This window comes from Lipingzhangella rawalii, from assembly GCF_031628175.1.
GTDB lineage: Bacteria > Actinomycetota > Actinomycetes > Streptosporangiales > Streptosporangiaceae > Lipingzhangella_A > Lipingzhangella_A rawalii.
Genome location: NZ_JAVLVT010000001.1, coordinates 514360 through 535308, shown reverse-complemented (window position 1 = coordinate 535308; position 20949 = coordinate 514360). Strand labels below are relative to the sequence as shown.

Below are 20949 nucleotides of genomic sequence, written 5' to 3'. Positions count from 1 at the left end.
ACATCTACTCGCAGCGCCTACAGGCGCCGGACTCGACCACGCTGAATCTTCCCGCTGGCGTTGCGGGGCAGCCGGGTCACGACGTCGACCTGGCGTGGTTCGGCGTGCTCACCAACTCCGCGCCGCACCACCGAACGTAGCTGCTCCTCCAGCTCCACCGAGGCCGACCAGCCCTGCTGCAATACCACTTTCACCGCAACCAGCTGCCCGGCGATCTCGTCGGCCAGCCCGTACACGGCTGCCTCCAATACTGCTGGATGCCCCAGCAACAGCGACTCCACCTCGAAGGGGCTCACCCGATAGCCCGATGTCACGATCACGTCGTGGTCTCGTGAGGCCAGATAAACTTGCCCCGAGGTGTCGCAACGCCCGGTGTCGCCGGTGATGTACCAGCGGCCCGAGGGGCTGAACCGCTGCACGGCGGTGACATCCCCCCGGGCCGGCTCGGCATAGCCGGTGAACCACGCCAGGGGACTGTTGGGCACGTCCACGGCGACTTGGCCCAGATCGCCGGGAGCCGCCTCGGTTTCCGTTCCGGGTTCGATGACCCCCACGCGCCATCCCGGAAGGGGGATGCCCGCTGAGCCTGGCGCGGGCTCCACGGCCACCTCGGGATGATTGCCCGCTCCCAGACAGATCCCCAGCTCTGGCTGGCCGTAGTGGTCCCGAATCGGGACTCCGAACACATCCTGTGCCCACGCGGCCACGTCTGGAGTCAGGGGTTCTCCGGCACTGGAAAGACGCCGTGGGGCGACCTCCGGAGGCAGGGACTTCACCGAGGCGCGCAGCGCCCGATACACCGTCGGGGCGGCCGCCAGGTTGGTGACCCCTAAACTCGCCAGTACGTCCAGGGTCAGCTCCGCGTCGAAGCCGGCACGTAGCTGCACGGTGCCCGCCCCCGCCAGTAGGGGGGCCACCACACCGAAGTACAGTCCATAGGACCAGCCGGGATCGGTCGTGTTCCAGTAGACGTCGTCCCCGTCGACATCCAGGCCGTACACGAGGTAGGCGTGGAACGCTGCCAGGGCCCGCACCGGAACGGGGACAGCGCGGGGGTATCCCACAGGACCGGGGGTGTAGAGCAGGATGAAGGGGGCGGTTCCGCCCACAGCCACGGGTGGGGTTTCGGCGCGGGGGGCCTGTTCCAGTTCGCTGAGTAGTACTTCGTCGGGGCAGCTGCGTTGCCGGGCCGCCACCACGATGCGGGTTTCGGTCGCGGTGATTCCGGCGGCGGTGATCTTCTCGCGGTGCTCGGCGTCGCAGACGACGACGTGGGTGGCGCTGTGATCCAGCCGGTGGGCGATGGCGCTGGGTGCAAGCGCGGTGAACAGGGGAACGGATACCGCGCCCAGGCGCCAGATGGCCAGCATGGTCACGACGAGGTCATGTCCGGTGCTCATGAGTGTGGCGACTCGGACGCCCGGGCCAACGCCCAGGTCGGCGAGTCCGGACGCCAGGCGGCGCGATCGTGTCGCGAGTTCGCCGTAGGTGAGGTCGCGGGTGCGCATGTCGGCGTCGACTTCGGTGAGGGCCACGGTGTCGGGTGGATGCCGGTCACACAGCAGGGTGGCGACACACGCGTGGGGAGTGTCGTAGCTGTCCAGCCAGTCACGCACCTGCTGTGCCGGGTCGCCCATGGACGCTCCCTTGCCGCGACGTCGATAATGCCGGAGTTGTCCTCGTCATACCCTAAGCCCAGGGTGTGCTTGGTCACGCCCGGCCAGTCCACGCCCACAGCGAACGGAGTCGAAACCGCACATGGATGTCGATCACCTGCACCGCAGTCTGGGACTTGCCGAGGAGCATCGGTCCTGGCTGTCCGGACTGGCGGCTTTGGCCGACACGAACCATTCCGTGGGGGGTGGGCTTGTGTTGCCGCCCCCAGAGCAGGCGGCTACGGCCCTGGCCCCGTTCGCGTTGCAGCCCGAGGACGAACGGGAACTGTGTGCGCTGTGGCCGGACGAAAGCTGGCCCCCGGAGTTCCACTGGCTGTTGCAGTGGATGTACCAGCGGATCATTGCGGATCTGGGGACGGGACAGTGGCGTGGCTGGCCCACGCTCACCGAGGTTGATGACGCGCGGGTGCGCTGCATGAGTGTGTTCGCGTTTGCCGCTGCCGTGCCGGCCCTGCGGGAGTGGCATGCCCGGCACGGGGTGCCGCCTGCGGTCACCGCGGCGACCCTGGCCGATGTGGGGCGCCATGTCGCCAAGAACCGGGCGATGTTCGGGCGCTGTGGCCTGGAGGTGGCCACCTGGATTGCCCTGCATTTTCGTGGGGGCCTGTTCGAGCTGGGGCGGTTGCAGTACGAGCCGGCCCAGCTGGGCCCCCAGGCGGCGGTGACCTGGTACACACCACAGCAGCAGGCGCACCTGCCCCGCGATCTCCACACGGGCCAGCCTGTGCTGCGGCTGCACATTCCCGAAACCGGCCCCCTGGACGAGCAGCACGTCACCGACTCGCTGCGTCAGGCCCGTGGGTTCTTCGCCACCCACTTCGCCACGGACTATCCCGTCGCCACCTGCACCTCCTGGTTGTTGGATCCCCAGCTGGCCGCGTACCTGCCGGCCGAGTCCAACATTCTGGCCTTTCAGCGGCGGTTCACCCTGGTGCCGCACGGCACCGACGGGAACGCCGACGTGTTCCGGTTCGTGTTTCGACGGCACCGGGTGGATCCGGACACGGTCGAGCCCCGCAGCACCCTGGAACGCACCATCATCGACCACCTGCGTAACGGGGGGCATTGGCAGGTGCGCACCGGGTGGCTGCGCCTGCCGGAGTAGCCGGTGTGGGCGGGGCTTGGCGGGCGTTCCCACTTAAGATGATAAGAGACATTATGTTAAGTAAGGAGATTCGAGAGGGGTTTGTCGGGGATCATCGGCCCGGCGGTCTGGCCTTCCGCGTGGTGCCGGGATTTCGACATAGATCCACGGTGGCGTAGATGGCGCTGTGCCGAGCAGCCTGTTCGAGGTGGCTTCGAGGCGACGGCGTCACTGTGTCGCGTGGTCGCGTGTCGTCCTGTGTCGCTGCTCCGGACTGTTGGGCCTGTGTGTCTGCCTTCGGCTTTCCCGGCTTGGCCGTCGTCACGGGTGGGTGTTACCCCGTCGTGGCCAGGTATTCCATGCACTACGCAGGGCCGCCCGCGGCCTGCGGACCGCGCACCGTAGCCCCGCGGCGTGATTCTGGAGGGGTTGGGTGCCGGGGATCCCCTGCCCAGGAGGTACGACCTGCGCCCGATATGAGACAAAAGGAGTGGTATGTGTGGTTTGCTGCATAACGTACTTTATGCAGCAAACCACGTGTCACGGACTCCGATCGTTGCCGCACATCCCTCGGTCCGACCGCGGTGACGACGGCTGTGCGGATGTGCAGCCGTGGGGCGCCCGCACACACTCCCTATTCCCTGGTGGCCACACCGTGACCGAGACACACGGCCGCTGTGTGGCCGCTGTGTGGGTGTCCCCTCCCCCAACCGGGCCGAACAGGCCGACGCCCCCTGCGCCGTGATCATCCACAGCCGCGGCGTTACGGGTGTTCAATGCAGGACGTCCGGCCACGACACATCGTTGACACTGTGGTAGACACCGGCCACTAGCGGCCAGTTTCAGCAAATGTCCTGTCGCACCGGAACGATCGCGAGATCATCGACGTGTGGCCCCACGCGTGAACTACTCCGACAACGGCCGTGCCGCCGCGTCCTCGTCTCCAGCCCAGGCCGCGCCGCCACCAGCGCTGGCCCCCAACGGGGCCGCGAACAGCGTCGCCTCTCCCCCACATTCCGTGCACGACACCGCCCCGTCCGCCCGGCTCTCCCCCCGGCTGGTGGGCGTCGACGCGGCGCGGGGTCTGGCCGTGCTGGGCATGTTCGTGGTGCATGTTGGGTTGGGGTGGACCCTGGCTGATGGAAGCAACGCCCTCTACCCCATCACCGCGGGGCGGGCCGCCGGTCTGTTCGCGGTTCTGGCCGGTGTGTCCATTGCACTGCTGTCGGGAGGTCCACAGCCACCCTCGGGTTCGGCCTGGGGCGTGGCACTGTGGCGCGTCGTCCTTCGCGGGTTGCTGGTGCTGCCCATCGGTGTGGCACTCACCCTTCTCGACACACCTGTGTCCGTGATTCTCTCCTACTACGCCGTGTTCTTTGTGCTGGCGGTCCCCCTGCTCCAGGAACGCTGGAAGGTGGTGGCTGGGGCCGCGCTGGTGTTGGCTGTGGTGGGGCCGCTGGCCTCGTTCTATCTGCGGGGCATGATCGATGACGGTGCTGCGCTGGCGTCGGTCGTGGACACGGTCAACGGTGTGGATCCGCTTCAGGTCTTCACCGGCGAGGGGGTGGTGGATTTTCTGCTCACCGGGGCCTATCCGGCGATCACCTGGCTTCCGTTCGTGCTCGCCGGCCTCGCTGTGGGCCGGCTCGACCTGCACCGGCCGCGGGTTCAGGTGGGCTTGGTCGCGGTGGGCGTCGCTGTGGCGGTGACGGCCTACGGGGTTTCGGCTCTGGCGTTGTGGGCGGTGGGGGGAACCGGGCGTCTCGTCGGCTCCACCAACCCCGCAACGGGGCAGGCCTACACGGAGTCCGGAGTGGCAGATGCGCTCCACACCGGGTTTCCGGGGCTCGGTCTCCCCACATCCGAGGGGGCCTGGTTGCTGGTGGCCGCCCCCCACAGCGGCACCCCGTTCGAGGTTCTCGGGGTGATCGGGGTTGCTCTCGCTGTGTTGGGTTTGTGTCTGTTGGTCACGCCGTATATGTCCTGGGTGCTGTATCCGATTACTGCGGTGGGTGCGCTGGCGTTGACGGTGTATGTCGCGCACGTACTGGTGATCCACGTGGCCGATACGGGGGCGCTGGACGGGACGCCCCTGGGCGTCATTTCCGACCATCTGGCCGTGTCCATTCTGGTCGGTGCGCTGCTACTGGCTTCGCTGTGGCGGGGTGTGCTGCGCCGTGGCCCCCTGGAGTGGCTGCTGCACGTGGTGTCGTCGTGGGGGGCACGTCGGATTCCCTGATCATGGGGCGCAGCCCCCGTCCCAGCGCAATCCCTCGTCTGTCGGGGTGGCGAGGATGTCCATCTCCCGCGGAGTGGGTACAGCGGGTGCGGATCTGCGCAATCCTGGGGGTATGGGTCAGGTGGAGCATCGTGCGGCAGAGGGGCCATCGTCGCTGTCGGTAACCTCGGCGATGGCGGAGTTCGTCGCGGCGCGGCGGGCGGGCAAACCGTCCCCGCACACGGTGGCAGCCTACGACCGGGACCTGCGGGCGGTGGCGGAGTGTGTGGCCGGTGTGCTGGGGCGGGAGCCTGAGGAGATCGGTGTGGCCGAACTCGCCACCGGTGTGATGCGGCGGGCGTTCGCGGAGTTTGCCGCGTCTCGAGCTGCCTCCAGTGTACTTCGGGCCTGGTCCACGTGGAATCAGTTCTTCGGGTTCCTGGTGAGTGAGGGGGCGGTACACGGCAACCCCATGGCCGGGGTGACCCGCCCGCGGGTTCAGCGTTCGGAACCCAAGCCGTTGGTGGGTGAAGACACCCCGGAGCGGCTCCTGGAGGCGGTGGCGGCGGGCTGTCGTCGAGCCCGGGACCCCTGGCCGGAGCGGGATGTGGCCGTGGTGGCCCTGGCGCTGGTGACCGGGTTGCGGTCCGCGGAGTTGCTGGAGCTGCGGGTGGACTCGCTGTGTGGGCGCCCAGGTGAACGGCGGCTGCGGGTGGTGGGTAAGGGAGAGCGGGTGCGCTGGGTTCCGGTGGAGGCGCCGATGGAGGCGCTGCTGGAGGCCTATCTGACCTCGCGGCAGCAGCGGTTCGGTGTGGTCGTACAGGGGGCGGATCCGCTCTTGGTGGACCGGCGGGGGAACGCGTTGCGTCGTGGGGGCCTTCAGTATCTGGTGCAGCAGTGCTATCGGCATGCGGGTGTCAATGATCGAGTCACGAAGGGCGCCCTGGTCCATGCCCTGCGGCACACGTTTGCGACGCGGCTGGCCGAGGATGGTGCGTCGGTGACCGAGATCATGCGGCTGTTGGGGCACAGTTCGGTGGTGTCGGCGCAGGCCTATATCGGGGTGACCGCGCAGGCACAGCGAGCGGCGGCCGGGGTGAACCGTACCTATGGTGTGGTGCGGCGGGTCGCGGGGCGTAGCGACGGTTCCGTGCGCGAGTGAGGAGATGGGCCGTGTGGGGGTGGTGGGCCTCTAGGCTTGCGGCTGTGTGTGAGCGTGCGACGGTTGTTTCGACGGTGAATGTGAACGGGGTGCGGGCTGCGGCGCGCAAGGGTTTCGTGGAGTGGTTGGGGACCACGTCTGCGGATGTGGTCTGCCTCCAGGAGACGCGGGCTGTGTGGGAGCAGGTGCCTGCGGCCGCGGTTCCTCACGGCTGGCACGTGACCCTGGCGCCTGCGGCCACTCCGGGGCGAGCTGGGGTGGCGCTCTACAGTCGTCGGGAGCCTGTGGCCGTGCGTATTGGGTTCGGCTCGCAGGAGTTCGATGCTGCGGGCCGGTATGTGGAGGCGGACTTCGCCGATGTGACGGTGGGAAGCCTGTATCTGCCCTCGGGTGAGGTCGGAACCGTGCGCCAGGAGGAGAAGGAACGGTTCATGGCCGAGTTCCTGGCCTATCTCCAGCGGGCCCAGCGGCGGGCGGCGGACCAGGGGCGGGAATTCGTGGTGTGTGGGGACTGGAACATTGCGCATCGCGAGGTGGACCTACGTAACTGGCGCAACAATCGACGGAGTTCGGGGTTCCTTCCCGAGGAACGGGCCTGGTTGTCGCGGGTCTTCGACGAGGTGGGGCTTGTGGATGTGGTGCGGTCGCTGTATCCGGATGTGGAGGGACCCTACTCGTGGTGGTCGTATCGGGGACGGGCCTTCGACAATGACACGGGGTGGCGGATCGACTATCAGGTGGCGTCTGCGGGGTTGGCGGCCCGCGCCCGGGATGCGTGGGTGGAGCGTGCCCCCAGCCACGCCGAGCGGTGGTCGGATCATGCTCCGGTGACAGTGCGGTATGTGGGAGTGGCGACAGACGGTGGGTCGGCCGATAACGGTCGTGGGTGAACAGGAGCGGTGATGGGCGTTCCGATCGTGCTGGCGCATGGGCTCCGGCTATCGGCGAGTATGTGGAAACCGCAGCTGGCGCAGCTACGCGAACAGGGCCGGTGCGTGGTGGCCCCGGATCTTCCGGGGCATGGTGAGCGGCAGGGCGAGACCTTCTCTCTGGATTCAGCGGTGCAAACCCTCCAGGCGGCAATCGACGACGTTGGGGGACGCGCGCTGGTGGTGGGGCTGTCGCTGGGAGGGTTTGTGGGTATCGCCGCGGCGGCGGCCGATCCCCAGCGGGTGGCGGGGCTGGTGGCGGTGAGCTGCACGGTGCAGCCGGTGACGTCGCTGACCCAGATGTACCGGCTGCCGTCGGTGTTGTTGGATCGACTTCCGGATCGGGGTAAGGCGGTGAATTCGGCGTTTCACCGGTTGACGTTGCCCGCGGACGGGGCCGAGGCAGCCCTGGAGGGCGGCCTGTCCATGGAGGTGGCCCCTGAGGTGATCGACGAGATCTCCACCATGGACACCGTGGAGCTGCTGGAGTCTTACCCGGGGCCGGTGTGGCTGGTCAACGGTGCCCGCGATCACTTCCGGATCCATGAGCGAAGGTTCCTGGAGGCGTGCACGGAGGGGCGCCTGTTGGCGATTCCTCGGGCAGGGCACATGGTGAGTTTGGACCAGCCGGACGTGTTCGCTCGGGTGGTGTGCGACGCCGCCGATGTGGTGACGGTTCGCACCGGACTCTAGGGCGCCGGATTGGTGGGGGTGCGTGCCCGTGTGGTGCAATGTCGACCATCATGGACGCTGTTGAGAATCGCCCTATCTTCGTTGTGGGCTGCCCCCGGTCGGGAACGACGCTGTTGCAGCTGATGCTGCACGCCCATCCGCGGATTGCGATTCCGCCGGAAACACGGTTTGTGCTGGAGGCCTACACTCGTCGGCACGAGTTCGGGGATCTGGAGAATCGGGAGGCGCGGCGCGCCTTGGCCCACTGGATCGTGCGGCGACGATCATCACGATTTCGTGATCTGGGTCTGGAGCGGCGTGCGGTGTCGAGCCAGATCCGGCGGGGGCCGCGAACGCTCGGGTCGGCGCTCGGGATCGTGTTTCGCGCGTACGCGCACAGATTCGGCAAGGTGCGCTGGGGCGATAAGCGTCCCGCCTACGTGCACTACATCGACGAGCTGTTGCGGATGTTTCCCAATGCCCAGATCGTGCATCTGGTGCGCGACGGTCGGGACTGCGTGGGGTCGTTGAAGCATATGAGCTGGTACCGCCACGACAGCGTGTATGCGATGGCGACCTGGGCTCAGGCGATGGATGACGCGGATTCCGCACGGCGGCGCTGGGGCTCCGATACCGTGTACGAACTGCGGTATGAGGACCTGGTGTCCGATCCCAAGACCGAACTTGTGGGGTTGTGCTCGTTTCTCGGTGAGGAGTTCGACCCGGCAATGTTGGAACCGAACGCGGTGGCGCAAGTTGCGGTGCCGCAGCGCAAAGTGTGGCACCGCAATACCCACCGTGAGGTCAGCACGGATCGGGCGGGAACCTGGCGTGAGCGGTTGGATCCGGCCGAGACGCGGCTGTGTTCCTGGGTGTTGGCGTCCCGGCTGCGTGCCCGTGGTTATGCGGCACAGCGGATGGGCTGGCCCGGACTGCGGCTCCTGTTGCGTTACGGGTGGACCGTGACTCGGCGACGCGCGGCGACACGTCGTCGCCGCTGGATGGATGCGTGGCGGCGGTGGTGGGTTCCGCGGCCGCCGCTGGTGTCACGACTGGACTGAATGTTGGGACTCGGGTGACGGACGACGGGGTGGCACGCCTTCCGACAGCGGATGCCTATGAGCGGCACCGGCTGCTGCGGCGGGCGCATGAGGAAGCCTTGATTACCTATGACGAGGCGGCGAGTAGCGACGAGACCTACCGGGTGCATACCGCTGACGGTCAGGCACTGGAGCTGGCGGCCGGCCAGGTTGCGGGTTTCTACGCCGGGTTGCTGGCGGGGTTTGCGGCGGCGCGCAGCGCGGCCGAGCTGGATGCGGCCTTGAGTGAGGTGGGGGTGGCTGTGGAGTCCAGCGGGCAGTGTCGCCACTGTCAGGCGCCGTTGGCCTCGGAGTCGGTGGTGCGGTGTCCCGTCTGTGCGCGGTCTCAGGTGCAGCCGTTGTAGGCTCCGCGGTCTGGTTCGTGCGGTGGGGGTGCTGCCCCCGAGTGGGGGCAGCACTCGGGGGTGGGGCTAGCCGGAGGTGGTGTCGATGTGGTCGAGTTCGGTGGCCAGGGTGTCCAGGCCGAGCGGGCCCAGGCTCAGTGCGGTGGTGTGCCAGTCTTTGAGGTCGAAGCCGGGGCGGGTTTCGGCGCGGGCACGGGCGTTCATCCAGGCGCGCTCCCCGAGTTTGTAGGAGATGGCCTGGCCCGGCCAGCCGAAGTAGCGCAGGATCTCGGGCTGGACTTGGTGGGGGGCGAGGCGTCCTCGGTCCCGGAGGAATTCCTGGGCGTTGTCGAAGGTCCAGCGGGTGCCGTCGGGGCGGGTGAGGTCCAGGTGTACCCCGATGTCGATGACCACACGGGCGGCGCGTAGTGCGGAGCTGGTGAGCATGCCCAGGCGGGTTCCGGGTTCGGTGAACCAGCCGAGCTCGTCGGCGAGGCGTTCGGCATACAGGGCCCAGCCTTCGGCGTGTCCGCTGACGTCGGTGATGGTGGAGAAGCGGGAGAGGGTGTGGCTGTGGACGCGGTTGGCGCCGAGCTGGAGGTGGTGGCCGGGAACGCCCTCGTGGAAGACGGTGGATAGTTCGTTCCAGGTGGTGAATCGGCTTCGGTTGGCGATGGGCCACCAGGTGCGTCCGGGGCGGCTGAAGTCCTCGGTCGGTGGGGTGTAGTAGGGGGATCCGGCGGTGGGGTCGGTGACGAGGGTGACGTCGAGGGCGCGGAGGCGGGGGTCGATGTCGACGAGGGTGCCGTCGAGGGTGTCCAGGGCCCAGTCGTGCCAGTAGCGTAGCCACTCGTGGTAGGCCTGCTCACTGGCCACGTGCGCGGTGCGGTTGAGGTGTTCGGTGGCCTGCTCGATGGTGGCGCCGGGGTGGATGCGGTCGGCTTCGGTGGCGAGTTCGGTTTCGATGCGGGCAAGTTCGTCCCAGCCCCAGGCGTAGGCCTCGTGGGGGTCGATATCGCTGCCGAGGTAGAGGCGGCTGGCGATGCGGTAGCGGTCTTCGCCCACGGCGTCGGTGGTGCTGGCGTGTGGGGCGTAGTCCTGGCGCAGGAACTGGGCGAATTCGGCGTAGGCGGTGTGGGCGGCATCGGCTGCGCGCTGGAGTTCGGTGGCCAGGGGGCCGGAGTGGGCGTCGACGAGGTGTTGGTGGGTGCCGTGGGCGTAGCCGTCGGCCTGTTCGGCCACGGCGAGGGCTTGGCGGTGGGCGGCGGTCAGGCCGTGGGCGTGGCCGTGGGTGAGGCTGGTGCGCCAGCCGTGGAGCATCGTGGGGACGGCTGCCAGGCGGTCACGGATGCGTTGCCAGTCCTGCTCGGTCTCGCGTGGCATGAGTTCGATGCTGACGCGGATGTGCATGAGCAGACCGATGGGGGCGCTGAGCCAGCGGTGGGCTTCGCCGGCCTCGTACCATGCCCGTTCTGCCTCGAGACGTTCGCGTAGGTGTGCGGCTGCGCGGCGATCCGCGTGGGTGTGGGCCTGTCGGGTGTCGAGCTCGGCCAGAGTCTGGCGGATGAGGTCGGCGCGGGCGTCGATGCCCTCCGGGCTGTAGTCGGTGGCGGTACCGAGGGTGCCGGTGATGCCTGTGCTGCTGGCTGCGACCGGGTCGAGGGTGGACCACTGGTCGACGTAGCGCTCGCAGAGTTCAAATATGGGTGTCATGTCCGAACTGTGGCAGGTGGTGCTGTGGTGTGGCAATTGAGATTGGTGTGGTGGGTTCTGACTGGGTTTGGCCTGGTCAGGACATTGGAGCGTTGTGGGTGGTGGCGTGGTGGCGCCAGGTTTCGGTAGCGATGATGTCCACGAGGGTCGTGGCTGCGTCGTAGGCGTCGGTGTGGCGGAGGTACAGCGGCGCGAAGCCGAACCGCAGCAGGTTGGGGGCGCGGAATCCCGCGTGGATGCCTCGTGCGGCCAGGGCGTCGATGATGGCGGGGCCGGAGGCGGTGTCGGGGACCTGGACGGCCACGTGGCTGCCCCGGTGTTCGGGGGCGTGTGGGGTGGCGCTGGTGAGGCCGCCCGCGGTGATGATGTCCAGGAAGATGCCGGTCAGGGTGAGGCTCTTGGCGCGGAGCAGCGTGAGGTCGACGTGGTCCCACAGGTCCAGGCTGGCCTCGAGCGCGGCGTCGGCGATCAGGGGGTGGGATCCGCTGAGGAAGCGGGAGGCGCCGGGGGCGGGCGTGTAGTCCGCGTCGAAGGAGAAAGGGTCGGCGTGGCCGTGCCAGCCTTGGATGGGTTGAGCGGCATGGATGTGGTGGCGGCGGGCGACGTAGGTGAAGGCGCAGGTTCCGGGGCCGGCGTTGAGGTATTTGTAGGTGCAGCCGACCGCGAAGTCGGCGCTGGCGGCGTTGAGGTGGATGGGCAGGGCTCCCACGCTGTGGCTGAGGTCCCAGATGACCAGGGTGTTGTGCTCGTGGGCCAGGCGGGTGATGGCGGGCAGGTCGCGCAGGGTGGCGGTGCGGTAGTCGACGTGACTGAGCAGGAGCACGGAGGCGTCGGCGTGGGCCAGGGCGGTGGGCAGGTGGGGGCTGTCGACGTCGATGCGTTGTTCGTGGACGCCGGCGATTTCGGCGGCGCCGCTGGTGATGTAGAGGTCGGTGGAGAAGTTGCCCTGTTCGGTGAGGATGGTGGGGCGGGGATTGCAGCGGAGGGCTGCGATGAGGGTTTTGAACAGGTTGGTGGTGACGTTGTCGGTGACGACGACTTCGGTGTCCTCGGCGCCGATGAGGGGGGCGAGGCGTGCGCCGAGGGTGCGGGGTTTGTCCCACCATCCGGCTGCGGTCCAGCTGTGGGCCAGTCCCTGGCCCCATTCGCGTTCGATCAGGTCGGCGACGCGGTGGGGGGTGGCGCGGGGAAGGGCGCCCAGGGAGTTTCCGTTGAGGTAGATGACCTCGGGGGGAAGGTGGAATTCCTCGCGGAAGGCGGCCAGGGGGTCGTGGGTGTCGAGGGTCTGGCAGTGGTCGCGGGTGGTGGGTTGCATGGTGGGGCCTTCTGGAGTTGGGGTGGTGCGTCTCAGAGTGTGCTGCGTAGGGACCACAGTTCGGTAAAGACGTCCTGTTGGGCGGCCTGTTCGAGCCAGTGCAGCCCGCTGGATCCGCCGGTGCCGGGTTTGGCGCCCAGCACTCGTTTGACCGCGTGCAGGTGGCGGTGGCGCCAGCGGGTGTGGCGTTCTGCGGTGTCTAGGAGGGTCTCGGCCAGATCCAGTGCTTCCGGGTCGTGGCCACGGTAGACCTGGATCCAGGCCTGTTCCACCTGGGGGTCGGGCTGGTGGGGTTGGGACCAGTCGCGTTGGGTGGCGTGGCTGGGAACCGGCAGGCCGCGTCGGGCGAGGAGTCGCAGTGCGGCGTCGTAGAGGCTGGGTTGGTGGAGGGCCTGGTGGAGTTGGTGGTGGATGTGTGGTGTGGCCGTGTGGGTGGTGAGGACGGCTGTGGATTTGTTGCCGAGTAGGAACTCCATGTGTCGGTAGGTGTAGGACTGGAACCCGGAGGCGGGGCCGAGGTGGTCGCGGAACTGGGCGAATTCGGTGGGTTTGAGGTCGGCGAGGAGCTGCCAGGATTCCACGAGGACGTCTTGGGCGTGGGTTGCGCGCTTGAGCCAGGTGAGGGCGGTGCGTGGGTCGTCGTTCTCCAGGGCGGTGCGGGCGTGTTCCCAGCGGTGGATGATGGTGTGGAATAGCAGTTCCATGATCTGGGTGGTGAGGATGAAGTCGCGTTCGCTGGGGTGGGTGGTGCGGGGTTGTTGGAGCGCGTGCAGGGTGTCGATGTGCCCGTACTGAACGTAGGGCGCGGCGGTGTCGAAGGACAGGCAGGGTCCGTCGGTGTTCTGGGGTGTGGTGGTGGATGGCATGGTTGGCACCTCAGGGTGGTCCCCGATACGTCGGATGGTGTGACTGTGTGACTATCGTGCGGGATGCACCGTAGGCGCGGGAAGTGGTGTTTCCTGGTATTCGTCCCGTTGTGGCTGGGGTAGTTAAGGTCGGTGTAGGGGTGGGCCTGGTGATTGGTAGGCGGTGGCGCTTGTGGACGAGGTGGACTGGGAGATCCTTGCGGAGCTCCAGGCTGATGCGCGGTTGTCCTACAACGAGTTGGCGCGGCGGGTGCGCATGTCGGCCCCAGCGGTAACCGAACGGGTGCGTCAGCTCACCCGGCGCGGTGTGATCACCGGGTATCACGCGCACGTGGACCCCGGCGCGGTGGGGCGTGGGGTGACGGCCCTGGTTCGGCTCCAGTGCTACGGGGCCCGCTGCCTGTTGCGGGATCACACGGCGCTGGCCCGTCCCGACTTGTTGCAGGTGCATCGGGTCACCGGTGATGCGTGTTGTGTGGTGCTGGTGGCCGTGGAGTCGATGCAGCGTTTCGAGACCGTCATCGACGAGCTTGCGGTGCACGGGCGTCCCGCCAGCACCATGGTGTTGTCCAGCCCCGTGGTCTGGCGTGCGGTGTCCCCGCCCCGCTCCCCCGGCCCGGAACGCTGACGGGGGGTGGATGCTCAGATGCTGGGGATGGGACGGGGACTCAGGCGGGTTCGTGCATACAGGGCGGCCCCACCGAGCATGCCCAGCCCCAGCAGGATCAACCAGGTGGCTTGCAGCGGCCCCACGTCCCAAACCTCGACCAGGCGCAACGGCTGCACCCAGCCGCAGCTGGCGAGGCTCACCACGGCGGTGACCGTCCAGGCCACCAGTTTGCGTGGCGTCGACAGGTACAGCAGGCCCGCCCCCACGGCCAGGTACACCGCGAGATAGGCCAGCGGGGGGCCCGCCAGGGCCAGGGTGATTGTGCTGGAGGTGCTGTGGGCGACCCCGGCGGTGACCGTCCCCACGATCACGATCCCCAGCCAGGTGACCGCCAGCAGCGGGGCCAGGCCCAGCCGCTCCTCCGGGGTGGGGCCCAGCCGGGGCGTGTCCCAAAAGTGCACGTAGCGTTCCCGGTAGGCCAGCCGCATTCGGAAACGCACGAACTTGATGGCCAGCATCACCACCGTCACCGCGATCAGGGTGGGAAACCACCACGTGGTGACCTGGAACGGCGCGGGCAGCAGCCCCAGGAATCCCACCAGCCAGTCCGGGGCGGGCCACCAGGCCTGGGCGTGCGTGGGGGGTGATCCGTCCAGGCCCCGGTAGGTCGCCGCGGCCAGAAGTCCACTGGCCCAGCTGAGGGCGGTCAACGCGCGTGGGGCCCGCTCCGCGGACGGCCACGGCCACAGCGCCACGATCGTGGAGGTCACCACGATCAGGGGAAACACGTTGGCCAAGACCACACCGATGTCGTCGAAGGAGCCCGCCCCGGCCCATACGGCGTTGATCAGGGCTAGCCCCGCCAGCACCCCGGTCACCACCCGGTGCCACAACGACTTGGCATACACCCCGCCCTGGGGGCGCTGCGCCAGCCGCGCGCGTTCCACGGCCGCCCGGTCGGCCAGCAGCAGTGCCACAACCATGCTGCGCCGCCCGGTCGGGGTGTCGCTGGTGTCGCAGCTCAACACCTGACGTCGCCACCAGTGTGGACCGAGCAGTGCCGTGGGCCGCATCTGCTCCACCTGGGTGCGCAGCGACGCCGGGTCCAAAACCGCGAGTGTGGCCAGTGCATGGGCGTGATCGTGTTCGGCGTCGCTCAGGGAGCCCCACTCCGGTGGCGCCGCTTCGCCCGTGGCGTCGGCCGCGGTGAGACGCTCCCCCAACTGCGCGGTGTCCTCCTCGGCCTGCCGGGCCAGCTGGGGGGCCTCAGCCGCCAGCCGCTGAATCCGGTCGCATCGGGGCACACGTCGGCATTCGGGGTGCCCGCACGCGTAGACCGCGATGGTGCGCATGGCCTCTGGCTGGCTCAGCAGCCGCCGGAGAAATCCCGGCTCCGTGCCGGCCAGCTCGACCAGCCCTGCGGTGTCCACCGCGCGTCCGGCATAGGTGGGGGTGAGTTCCGGGGCGAACGCCGCCCCCAAGGCGGTCACTGCCAGATGGGCCCGGTCGGGATCCTGCTCCAGACGGTGCAGTTGGGTGGTGTCGTAGGTGTGCTCGCCCAGCTGGTCCAGATAGTGGGCAAGCTGGTGGGCACCCCCCTCGGCCAGCAGCCAGTGTGCGGCGTCCTCGCCCCGGTCCAGTATCTGCGCGGCCACCTCGGCGGGGTCACTCAGCTGGAGGCGTCCGAAGGTCACCGTGGGCGCGGGTGCCGTGGGACCCGGTGTGTCCCCGACGGCGGGGCCGGCTCGGTCCTCGGCCACCTCCGGCTCTTCCCCGTTGAGCCACGCCTGCACCTCCGCGGCGCCCCACCGGTCCGCCGGGTCCACCGTGAGCAGGCCACGCACCAGTCGGCGCCAATGCTCGTCAGGGATCGAGGCGCCCCGGTCCCCCAGGATCTGGCCGCGGAGAATCTCGGCGTCGTCCTTGACCCCGCCGTCTCGGTGTCGGTAGCGGGGCTGGCCGCAGGCCAGCTCGTAGGCGATCTCGCCCAGGCCCCACCACGGCCACGGCCCGGCATGTTCGGACCAGGTGTGTTCGGGTGGGGCGTAGGCCAGGTTGAAGCGGCTGGCGCCCCCGTGCAGCTGGGAGGCGGTGAAGCGGTGTATGCCGCCGAAGTCGGCGATAACGAACTGTCCTGGTTCGGTTCCGGTGCGGCGCACCAGGATGTTGGCGGGTTTGAAATCCAGTGGGTTGCGGTCCACCTGCTGTTGCCAGAACGCGATCAGCGCACACAATTCGGCGATGATGGCGTGCGCCCGCTCCCGCACGTCGGTGTCGCTGCTGGTGGCCACGGCAGGCATCGTGGCCAGCACGTCGGCGAGATTGACCGGAAGGTATTCCATGGCGACCCAGTCGCGGGTTCCGGCCGAGGTCGTCAACCGGCCATGGTCGGTAATGGCTGGCACATGGCGATGGAACGCTGCGTTGTCCAGATGTCGGAGGAGGTCGGGGTCCATGGGCTGGTTGTCCCAGTGCACTTTGATCGCCAGTTCGGCGTGCGTGCGGGCGTCCACGACCCGCCACACCGCCCCCTCGGCGCCGGTTCCCACCAGGTCCACGGGGGTGTAGGAGTGGGTCAACTCTGCGGGAAAAGCCGCGGTGTCGTCGTGCGTGCCCCGCGTGGATCGTGGAGATGGTGGGGATGGTGGGGATTGCCGTGTGGTTCCGGGGCCCGCCTGGCGACCCTGCGCGCGGGTGCTGGCTGGGGGTGTGGCGGGTGGGGTCGGGGCCGTGTTCTGGGGGCGGGTACGGGCCGGCTGCTGCGGGTCGTGGGGGCTGGTCATCGTGGTCAGAGTTCCTCGAGTTCCTCGTCCAGTTCCACCACGCGGATGTCCACGTCCTCGGCCAGGCGCAGGCGGTTGTGCGGTGTCACCGCAACAGCGGTGTGGATCGGGTGTTCATCCACGAAGGTGCCGTTGGTGGAGCCGAGATCCTCCAGGTAAAGAGTGGTGTCCTTCCAAGTCAGGCGGGCATGGGTGCGGCTGACCTGGTCGAGGTGCTGCATGCCGGGCACGGTCGCGAAGCGAGGGCAGTCCCGGCCCACCTCCAATCCGTCTGCGGGAATCGGAACGGTGACATCCAGTCCGGGAATGGACACTCCCCACAGGGGGCGCTGCGGTGCCGTCTCAGTGCCGGGGTGGCGGCGGGCAGGGTCCGGGCTGGGCCCCGCCGTATCGCTGTCCTGGCCCGACGGTGTCGGGTGGGGGCTGGCGTCCGTGTTGGGTTGGCTGCGGGTGTTGGTGCTTGGTTCGGCCGCGACCAGCTCGATCCAGGGATGGTGGTCGCAGTAGCCGGGCACCTGCTGGGTGGGACAGCCCTGCGGATTCAGTCGGCAGCGGTAGACGAGGGACGCCATGACACTCCTTCCAGGGTCAGCCCGCGCTGCCGCAACGCGCGGTCGAACTCGGCCAGCTGCCGATGTCGGGGAACCCCGATGATCCACAGCCCAGTGTCGTCGACACCCACCTGCACCGGCGGCGCGGCCGGTGCGTAGTCGACGTAGGGCTCGTAGCGGCGCTGCCCCAGTGGGGTGAGGGGATGCAGCTGTTGGTTGGCCGAACCGCGCCAGATCGCCGTTGTGGGCTGGCTGATGTCGAACCGTCCGGTGATCACCGCGTCGCTGTGGGTCAGAATCTGCGCCAGGGCAGGGCCGTGGGGGTGGGGCGCGTTGAGCTGATCGGCGAGTTCCGCGGGAGCGTATCCGGTGTAGAGCAGGATGTCGGCGCTGGGGCGGATGCGGGCGCGGACCAGGTCCAGGGCGGTGACCAGAGTGGCCACGGCCCGCGGTTGGCTCAGGGGCTCGCCGCCGCTGATGGTGACGCCCGCAGCGCCGGCGGTGAGAACCCGGTGCCACACCTGGGCCAGCGCCGCCACGGGAACCAGGGTCCCCCGGCCGGAGTCCCAGGTGTCGCGGGACATGCAGCCGGGGCACGCCAAGGGGCAGCCCTGGGTCCAGATCCCCAGGCGCGTCCCGGGGCCCAGAGCGGTGACCGGGTAGTGCAGGCGGGCCGTGCGTAGTGGCGGCGGGAGTGGGGTCATCCGTGCTGCACCTCCACCGACCAGCCGATGCCGTCGTGGGTGAGTGCGGTGATGTGGAGCTGCTGCCGGGGCTGGGGTGGGTGGTGGAACAGGTGCCGGGACAGGGGGTTGGTCAGGCAGGTTTCGACGACGGTTCCGATACCGCGGCCCCCGTCGTCGAGGTTGCGGTGGGCCTCGGTGCGCAGCACCTCGCGGGCGTGGGCGCCGATAGTCACCGTGAGTTCGTGTACACGCCGCACCCGGTGGGTGACGGTGTCCAGCATGGCGTCCAGGATTTCGTCGGCGATGTCGGTGGTGATGAAGTCCATGGCCACGAAGCTGTCCCCGAACCGGTTGCGGAGTTCGGGGCGGCCCAGCTGGTGATCGAGGAAGTCCTCGAAGGCGGCGGTGAGCTGCGCACGGACCTGTTCGGGTTCGTCGTGGCGGGTCAGTCGGCCGGTGGGCCCGACCACCCCCAGATTGGTGGTGAAGACGAGGACACACTCGGTGAAATGCACCACCGCGCCGCGGCCATCGGTGAGCCGCCCGTCCTCCAGGATTTGGAGGAACAGGTCGAACAGGGCCGGGTTGGCCTTGTCGATCTCGTCGAACAACAGCACGCTGATGGGGTGGGCGCGCACGGCGTTGGTGAGTTCTCCCCCGGCGTCGAAGCCCACATAGCCGGGTGGAGCGCCGATGAGCCGGTCGCGGGCGTGTTCGGAGGCGAACTCGCTCATGTCGAAGCGGATCGGTTCGGCGTCGGTGCCCAGGATGAGCTCGGCGATGCCTTTGGCCAGCTCGGTCTTGCCGACGCCGGTGGGCCCGGACAGGACGAGCACGCCACGGGGCCGGTTGGGTGAGGAGCCGGCGTGGGCTCCGGTGAGGCCGGCGGTGGAGCGCATGAAGATGTCCATGGTTTTGCGGACTGCGGCGTGCTGGCCGCGCACCCGTGCGTTGAGGCGCTGTTCCCCCTCACTGATGCGTTTGAGGACCTGGGGGTCGCGCCAGGGGTTGTCGGTGACACCGACGCGGTAGAGCCGCGCGGCGTCGGTGATCTCGTTGATTCCGATCCGTTGGTGTGCGGCGAGCTGTCCGATCGCGGCGACCTGGGTGGCCTGCATGCCGTGGGTGGCGCTGGCGAGGTGTTCGGCGGCCTGCTCCTGCTCGGTGGGGCTGGCGCCCAGGTCGGGTTCGCGGGTGGTGATGATCCGCACAGCTCGGCGTGCGGCCACCAGGCGCTCCTCGGCGCTGGGGTGGGGCACGGAGATCTGGCGGATACGGGGGTTGGTGGTGGCGAAGGCGGCGGGGAGGTCTTCCAGGCGTTCGGCGATCCACAGCACGGTGTTGTAGGGCTGTTCGGTGCCGGCGACGATGGGACGGCGGGCGCGGTGGGCCAGGGCGTCCGCGGCGGAGAAGAACAGGCGGGCGGATTCGGGCTGGCGTTCGCCCGGGGTGGTGAGCCGGTCGGCGAACGGGAACAGCAGGGCGGTGGGGGCTGCGGTGAGGTTGGCGGTGAGTTCGGTGAGGACCTGGCGCAGGTGCGGGAAGTCCAGGCCGCTTGCCGAGCGGGTGAGTGTGGCGGCCCAGCCGGGGCCGGAGGCCAGCGTCGGGGCGAGGGTGGCCTCGTCGTGCAGGCGCGTGGTGGTGATGTGGTCGGTCGCGATGTCGTGGGTGGCCAGTGCGGCGTAGCCCTGCTCCTCCAGCAGCCGGGCTAGGAGCGTCTCCAGGCTGTAGATGGCGGTGGCCTCGGGGGCGTGCGGGGTGGGCAGATGGTATTCGTCGCGGACGTTGCCCACCAGCAGGATCTGGGGATAGATCGGCAGCGCCATGGTGAGTTCCCGCACCCACCCGGGGGTGGTCGACGCCGCTGGGTGCGGCTGTGCGCCGCTCATGGCCTCCCTGCCGGGGTCGTGCTGCACTGGGTTTGGTCTCCTGGGGTGGGGACGATGGGACATGGTCCCCGCGCGGATTGTGGCACCGCAGCCCCCAGAAGTCCATTCCGGGGCCGGGGTCAGTGGTGGCGTTGCTGGGCCCGTGCGCCCGTGTCGGTGGTGCTCTGTTCGGGCTCGTGCTGCTCGTCGTGGCGATCGCGGTCCGTGGCGGGGAGGCGCACCTGGGGCAGGGGGCGGTCCCCGGGCTCGACACGTAGCCGCTGGTGCAGGTGCAGGTGCTCGGTGTGGTCGCACAGGGCGTGGTAGAAGGTGGGTTCGGTGTGGGTGCAGAACCAGCGTCCGGCGTCCTCGTCGGCGCTGGGGGTGGTGTGGGTGTCCCGCACGAGACTCGCTGAGAGCTGGTTGCGGTCCGGGGGCAGGCGCACCCGGATGCCGTAGCCGTCCTGGTCGGGCAGAGGGCACACCGTTTCTCCGGTGCTGGTGAGGGTGGTGGTGTGGATGTCGGTGACGTCACATCCCACTGCTGTGAGGGCCTGGGTTGCGGCTTGGGCCAGGTGGGTCCGCAGCCGCTGGTTCTCGGCGGCGGCGCGGGCGTGGTCCACGTGCGGCCGCCAGGCGCCGGGATCGTCGGCCGCGCCGATCTGGGCGTGCAGGTAGGCGCGGGTGTCCGCGGAGACATCGGCGAGTTGGCCCAGCAGCTGGGCGCGTTCCACTTCGCGGTGCAGCTGGCTGCGGTGTTGCTGAAGCGCGCGGTTGAGTGTGACGACCACCGCATGGTGCGCCTCGCGGATCGTGGCCACGGAACTGGTGTCGTCGAGCTGGTGGAGTTCGTTGAGGCGCGCGGCCAGGTCACGGTGGGCGTGGGGGTCGAGCTCGGCGGCGGCATCGGCCAACAGGTGGCGTACCGACTCCAGGGCATGCTGACGGGCCCTGGCCGGGTGTCGGTGGGGGGTGGCGGCTTCCGGGGTGTTACTGGCTGCGGAGTCGCTCTGGCGGAGCTGGGCCAATTCCTCGGTTGCACTGGGGCGGGTGCGGGGCGGGGGCAGGCTGGCACCCAGCCGCGCCGCGAGGGTTTGGTGGGCGGTGTCGTCGAGGTGGGAGCGGAGCTCGGGAAGGGCGTGCCGAGTCCATTCCACCCATTCGATCAGGGCTGGTTCGCCTTTGAGCGCCACGAGGTCGGGCAGCTGGGGCAGTTCCTGCACGATGGTTCCGCTTTCCCGGAGTGCGGCGGCGCGAGCCCGCAGCTGCGCCAATTCACCACGCAGGTGGGCCGCCTCGTCGACAACCTCGGCGTAGGAGGTGCGTTGGCCCTGCACACTGACCCACCGCACGGCGATCGCGAAGCTCATCGGTGCTCTCCCGGCCACGTTGG

At 68.9% G+C, this 20949-nt stretch carries 17 protein-coding genes; 8 read left to right on the top strand and 9 right to left on the bottom strand.

Translation table 11 applies throughout. From position 1 onward, the window contains the following. Positions 1 to 17: 17 nt before the first annotated feature. Entirely contained in the window at positions 18 to 1637 is a 1620-nt protein-coding gene (locus tag RIF23_RS02405; protein ID WP_310910657.1) for an AMP-binding protein, read from the bottom strand. Between the two features lie 121 nt (positions 1638 to 1758). Here RIF23_RS02405 and RIF23_RS02400 point away from each other — a divergent pair, with 121 nt between their 5' ends. The 7 genes from RIF23_RS02400 (at position 1759) to RIF23_RS02370 (ending at position 9185) form a co-directional block, all read left to right on the top strand. After that, positions 1759 to 2781: an acyltransferase domain-containing protein gene (locus tag RIF23_RS02400; RefSeq protein WP_310910656.1), complete on the top strand. Its 1023-nt coding sequence runs from the start codon at positions 1759 to 1761 to the stop codon at positions 2779 to 2781. Positions 2782 to 3661: 880 nt separating this feature from the next. Continuing rightward, entirely contained in the window at positions 3662 to 4999 is a 1338-nt protein-coding gene (locus RIF23_RS02395; protein WP_310910655.1) for a DUF418 domain-containing protein, read from the top strand. A gap of 172 nt (positions 5000 to 5171) precedes the next feature. Beyond that, positions 5172 to 6140, top strand: a complete 969-nt coding sequence (locus RIF23_RS02390) for a tyrosine-type recombinase/integrase (RefSeq protein ID WP_407659383.1) — start codon at positions 5172 to 5174, stop codon at positions 6138 to 6140. 44 nt (positions 6141 to 6184) lie between these two features. Further along, positions 6185 to 7030, top strand: a complete 846-nt coding sequence (locus RIF23_RS02385; RefSeq protein ID WP_310910654.1) for an exodeoxyribonuclease III — start codon at positions 6185 to 6187, stop codon at positions 7028 to 7030. A 12-nt stretch (positions 7031 to 7042) separates the two neighbouring features. Beyond that, positions 7043 to 7762 carry an alpha/beta fold hydrolase gene (locus tag RIF23_RS02380; protein WP_310910653.1) on the top strand — a complete coding sequence of 240 codons (720 nt, stop codon included), beginning with the start codon at positions 7043 to 7045 and terminating at the stop codon, positions 7760 to 7762. 38 nt (positions 7763 to 7800) lie between these two features. Beyond that, positions 7801 to 8802, top strand: coding sequence for a sulfotransferase family protein (locus RIF23_RS02375; RefSeq protein ID WP_310910652.1), 1002 nt, complete (start codon positions 7801 to 7803; stop codon positions 8800 to 8802). Between the two features lie 14 nt (positions 8803 to 8816). Beyond that, complete coding sequence (locus RIF23_RS02370) at positions 8817 to 9185, top strand: hypothetical protein (RefSeq protein ID WP_310910651.1); 369 nt, start codon at positions 8817 to 8819, stop codon at positions 9183 to 9185. 66 nt (positions 9186 to 9251) lie between these two features. Here RIF23_RS02370 and RIF23_RS02365 read toward each other — a convergent pair whose 3' ends face one another. The 3 genes from RIF23_RS02365 to RIF23_RS02355 form a co-directional block, all read right to left on the bottom strand. Further along, complete coding sequence (locus RIF23_RS02365; RefSeq protein WP_310910650.1) at positions 9252 to 10877, bottom strand: DUF885 domain-containing protein; 1626 nt, start codon at positions 10875 to 10877, stop codon at positions 9252 to 9254. Between the two features lie 76 nt (positions 10878 to 10953). Continuing rightward, positions 10954 to 12192 carry a kynureninase gene (kynU, locus tag RIF23_RS02360; protein WP_310910649.1) on the bottom strand — a complete coding sequence of 413 codons (1239 nt, stop codon included), beginning with the start codon at positions 12190 to 12192 and terminating at the stop codon, positions 10954 to 10956. A gap of 32 nt (positions 12193 to 12224) precedes the next feature. Further along, positions 12225 to 13058, bottom strand: a complete 834-nt coding sequence (locus tag RIF23_RS02355) for a tryptophan 2,3-dioxygenase (RefSeq protein ID WP_310910648.1) — start codon at positions 13056 to 13058, stop codon at positions 12225 to 12227. A gap of 163 nt (positions 13059 to 13221) precedes the next feature. Here RIF23_RS02355 and RIF23_RS02350 point away from each other — a divergent pair, with 163 nt between their 5' ends. After that, a complete protein-coding gene (locus RIF23_RS02350; protein WP_310910647.1) occupies positions 13222 to 13686 on the top strand; it encodes an Lrp/AsnC family transcriptional regulator in 465 nt (154 codons plus the stop codon). A gap of 14 nt (positions 13687 to 13700) precedes the next feature. On the opposite strand, the gene RIF23_RS02345 is transcribed toward RIF23_RS02350, so the two are convergent. The 5 genes from RIF23_RS02345 to RIF23_RS02325 all read right to left on the bottom strand — a co-directional run bounded on the left by RIF23_RS02345 (position 13701) and on the right by RIF23_RS02325 (position 20926). Further along, positions 13701 to 16451 carry a protein kinase domain-containing protein gene (locus RIF23_RS02345; protein WP_310910646.1) on the bottom strand — a complete coding sequence of 917 codons (2751 nt, stop codon included), beginning with the start codon at positions 16449 to 16451 and terminating at the stop codon, positions 13701 to 13703. Between the two features lie 5 nt (positions 16452 to 16456). After that, positions 16457 to 17023, bottom strand: a complete 567-nt coding sequence (locus RIF23_RS02340) for an FHA domain-containing protein (RefSeq protein WP_310910645.1) — start codon at positions 17021 to 17023, stop codon at positions 16457 to 16459. Next, entirely contained in the window at positions 16993 to 17706 is a 714-nt protein-coding gene (locus RIF23_RS02335; RefSeq protein WP_310910644.1) for a 4Fe-4S single cluster domain-containing protein, read from the bottom strand. The genes RIF23_RS02340 and RIF23_RS02335 overlap by 31 nt, the downstream gene beginning before the upstream one ends. Continuing rightward, positions 17703 to 19577, bottom strand: coding sequence for an AAA family ATPase (locus RIF23_RS02330; RefSeq protein WP_310910643.1), 1875 nt, complete (start codon positions 19575 to 19577; stop codon positions 17703 to 17705). Before RIF23_RS02330 ends, RIF23_RS02335 begins: the two co-directional genes overlap by 4 nt. Positions 19578 to 19696: 119 nt before the next feature. Beyond that, positions 19697 to 20926 (bottom strand): hypothetical protein, encoded by a 1230-nt coding sequence (locus RIF23_RS02325; protein ID WP_310910642.1) that lies wholly within the window; start codon positions 20924 to 20926, stop codon positions 19697 to 19699. Between the last annotated feature and the right edge of the window lie 23 nt (positions 20927 to 20949).

Excerpts from the sequence above, each read along its gene's own strand:
- RIF23_RS02405 (WP_310910657.1), bottom strand. The coding sequence starts at position 1,637 with ATGGGCGACCCGGCACAGCAGGTGCGTGACTGGCTGGACAGCTACGAC.
- RIF23_RS02400 (WP_310910656.1), top strand. The coding sequence starts at position 1,759 with ATGGATGTCGATCACCTGCACCGCAGTCTGGGACTTGCCGAGGAGCAT.
- RIF23_RS02390 (WP_407659383.1), top strand. The coding sequence starts at position 5,172 with ATGGCGGAGTTCGTCGCGGCGCGGCGGGCGGGCAAACCGTCCCCGCAC.
- RIF23_RS02380 (WP_310910653.1), top strand. The coding sequence starts at position 7,043 with ATGGGCGTTCCGATCGTGCTGGCGCATGGGCTCCGGCTATCGGCGAGT.
- RIF23_RS02375 (WP_310910652.1), top strand. The coding sequence starts at position 7,801 with ATGTCGACCATCATGGACGCTGTTGAGAATCGCCCTATCTTCGTTGTG.
- RIF23_RS02365 (WP_310910650.1), bottom strand. The coding sequence starts at position 10,877 with ATGACACCCATATTTGAACTCTGCGAGCGCTACGTCGACCAGTGGTCC.
- kynU (WP_310910649.1), bottom strand. The coding sequence starts at position 12,192 with ATGCAACCCACCACCCGCGACCACTGCCAGACCCTCGACACCCACGAC.
- RIF23_RS02355 (WP_310910648.1), bottom strand. The coding sequence starts at position 13,058 with ATGCCATCCACCACCACACCCCAGAACACCGACGGACCCTGCCTGTCC.
- RIF23_RS02345 (WP_310910646.1), bottom strand. The coding sequence starts at position 16,451 with ATGACCAGCCCCCACGACCCGCAGCAGCCGGCCCGTACCCGCCCCCAG.
- RIF23_RS02340 (WP_310910645.1), bottom strand. The coding sequence starts at position 17,023 with ATGGCGTCCCTCGTCTACCGCTGCCGACTGAATCCGCAGGGCTGTCCC.
- RIF23_RS02335 (WP_310910644.1), bottom strand. The coding sequence starts at position 17,706 with ATGACCCCACTCCCGCCGCCACTACGCACGGCCCGCCTGCACTACCCG.
- RIF23_RS02330 (WP_310910643.1), bottom strand. The coding sequence starts at position 19,577 with ATGAGCGGCGCACAGCCGCACCCAGCGGCGTCGACCACCCCCGGGTGG.
- RIF23_RS02325 (WP_310910642.1), bottom strand. The coding sequence starts at position 20,926 with ATGAGCTTCGCGATCGCCGTGCGGTGGGTCAGTGTGCAGGGCCAACGC.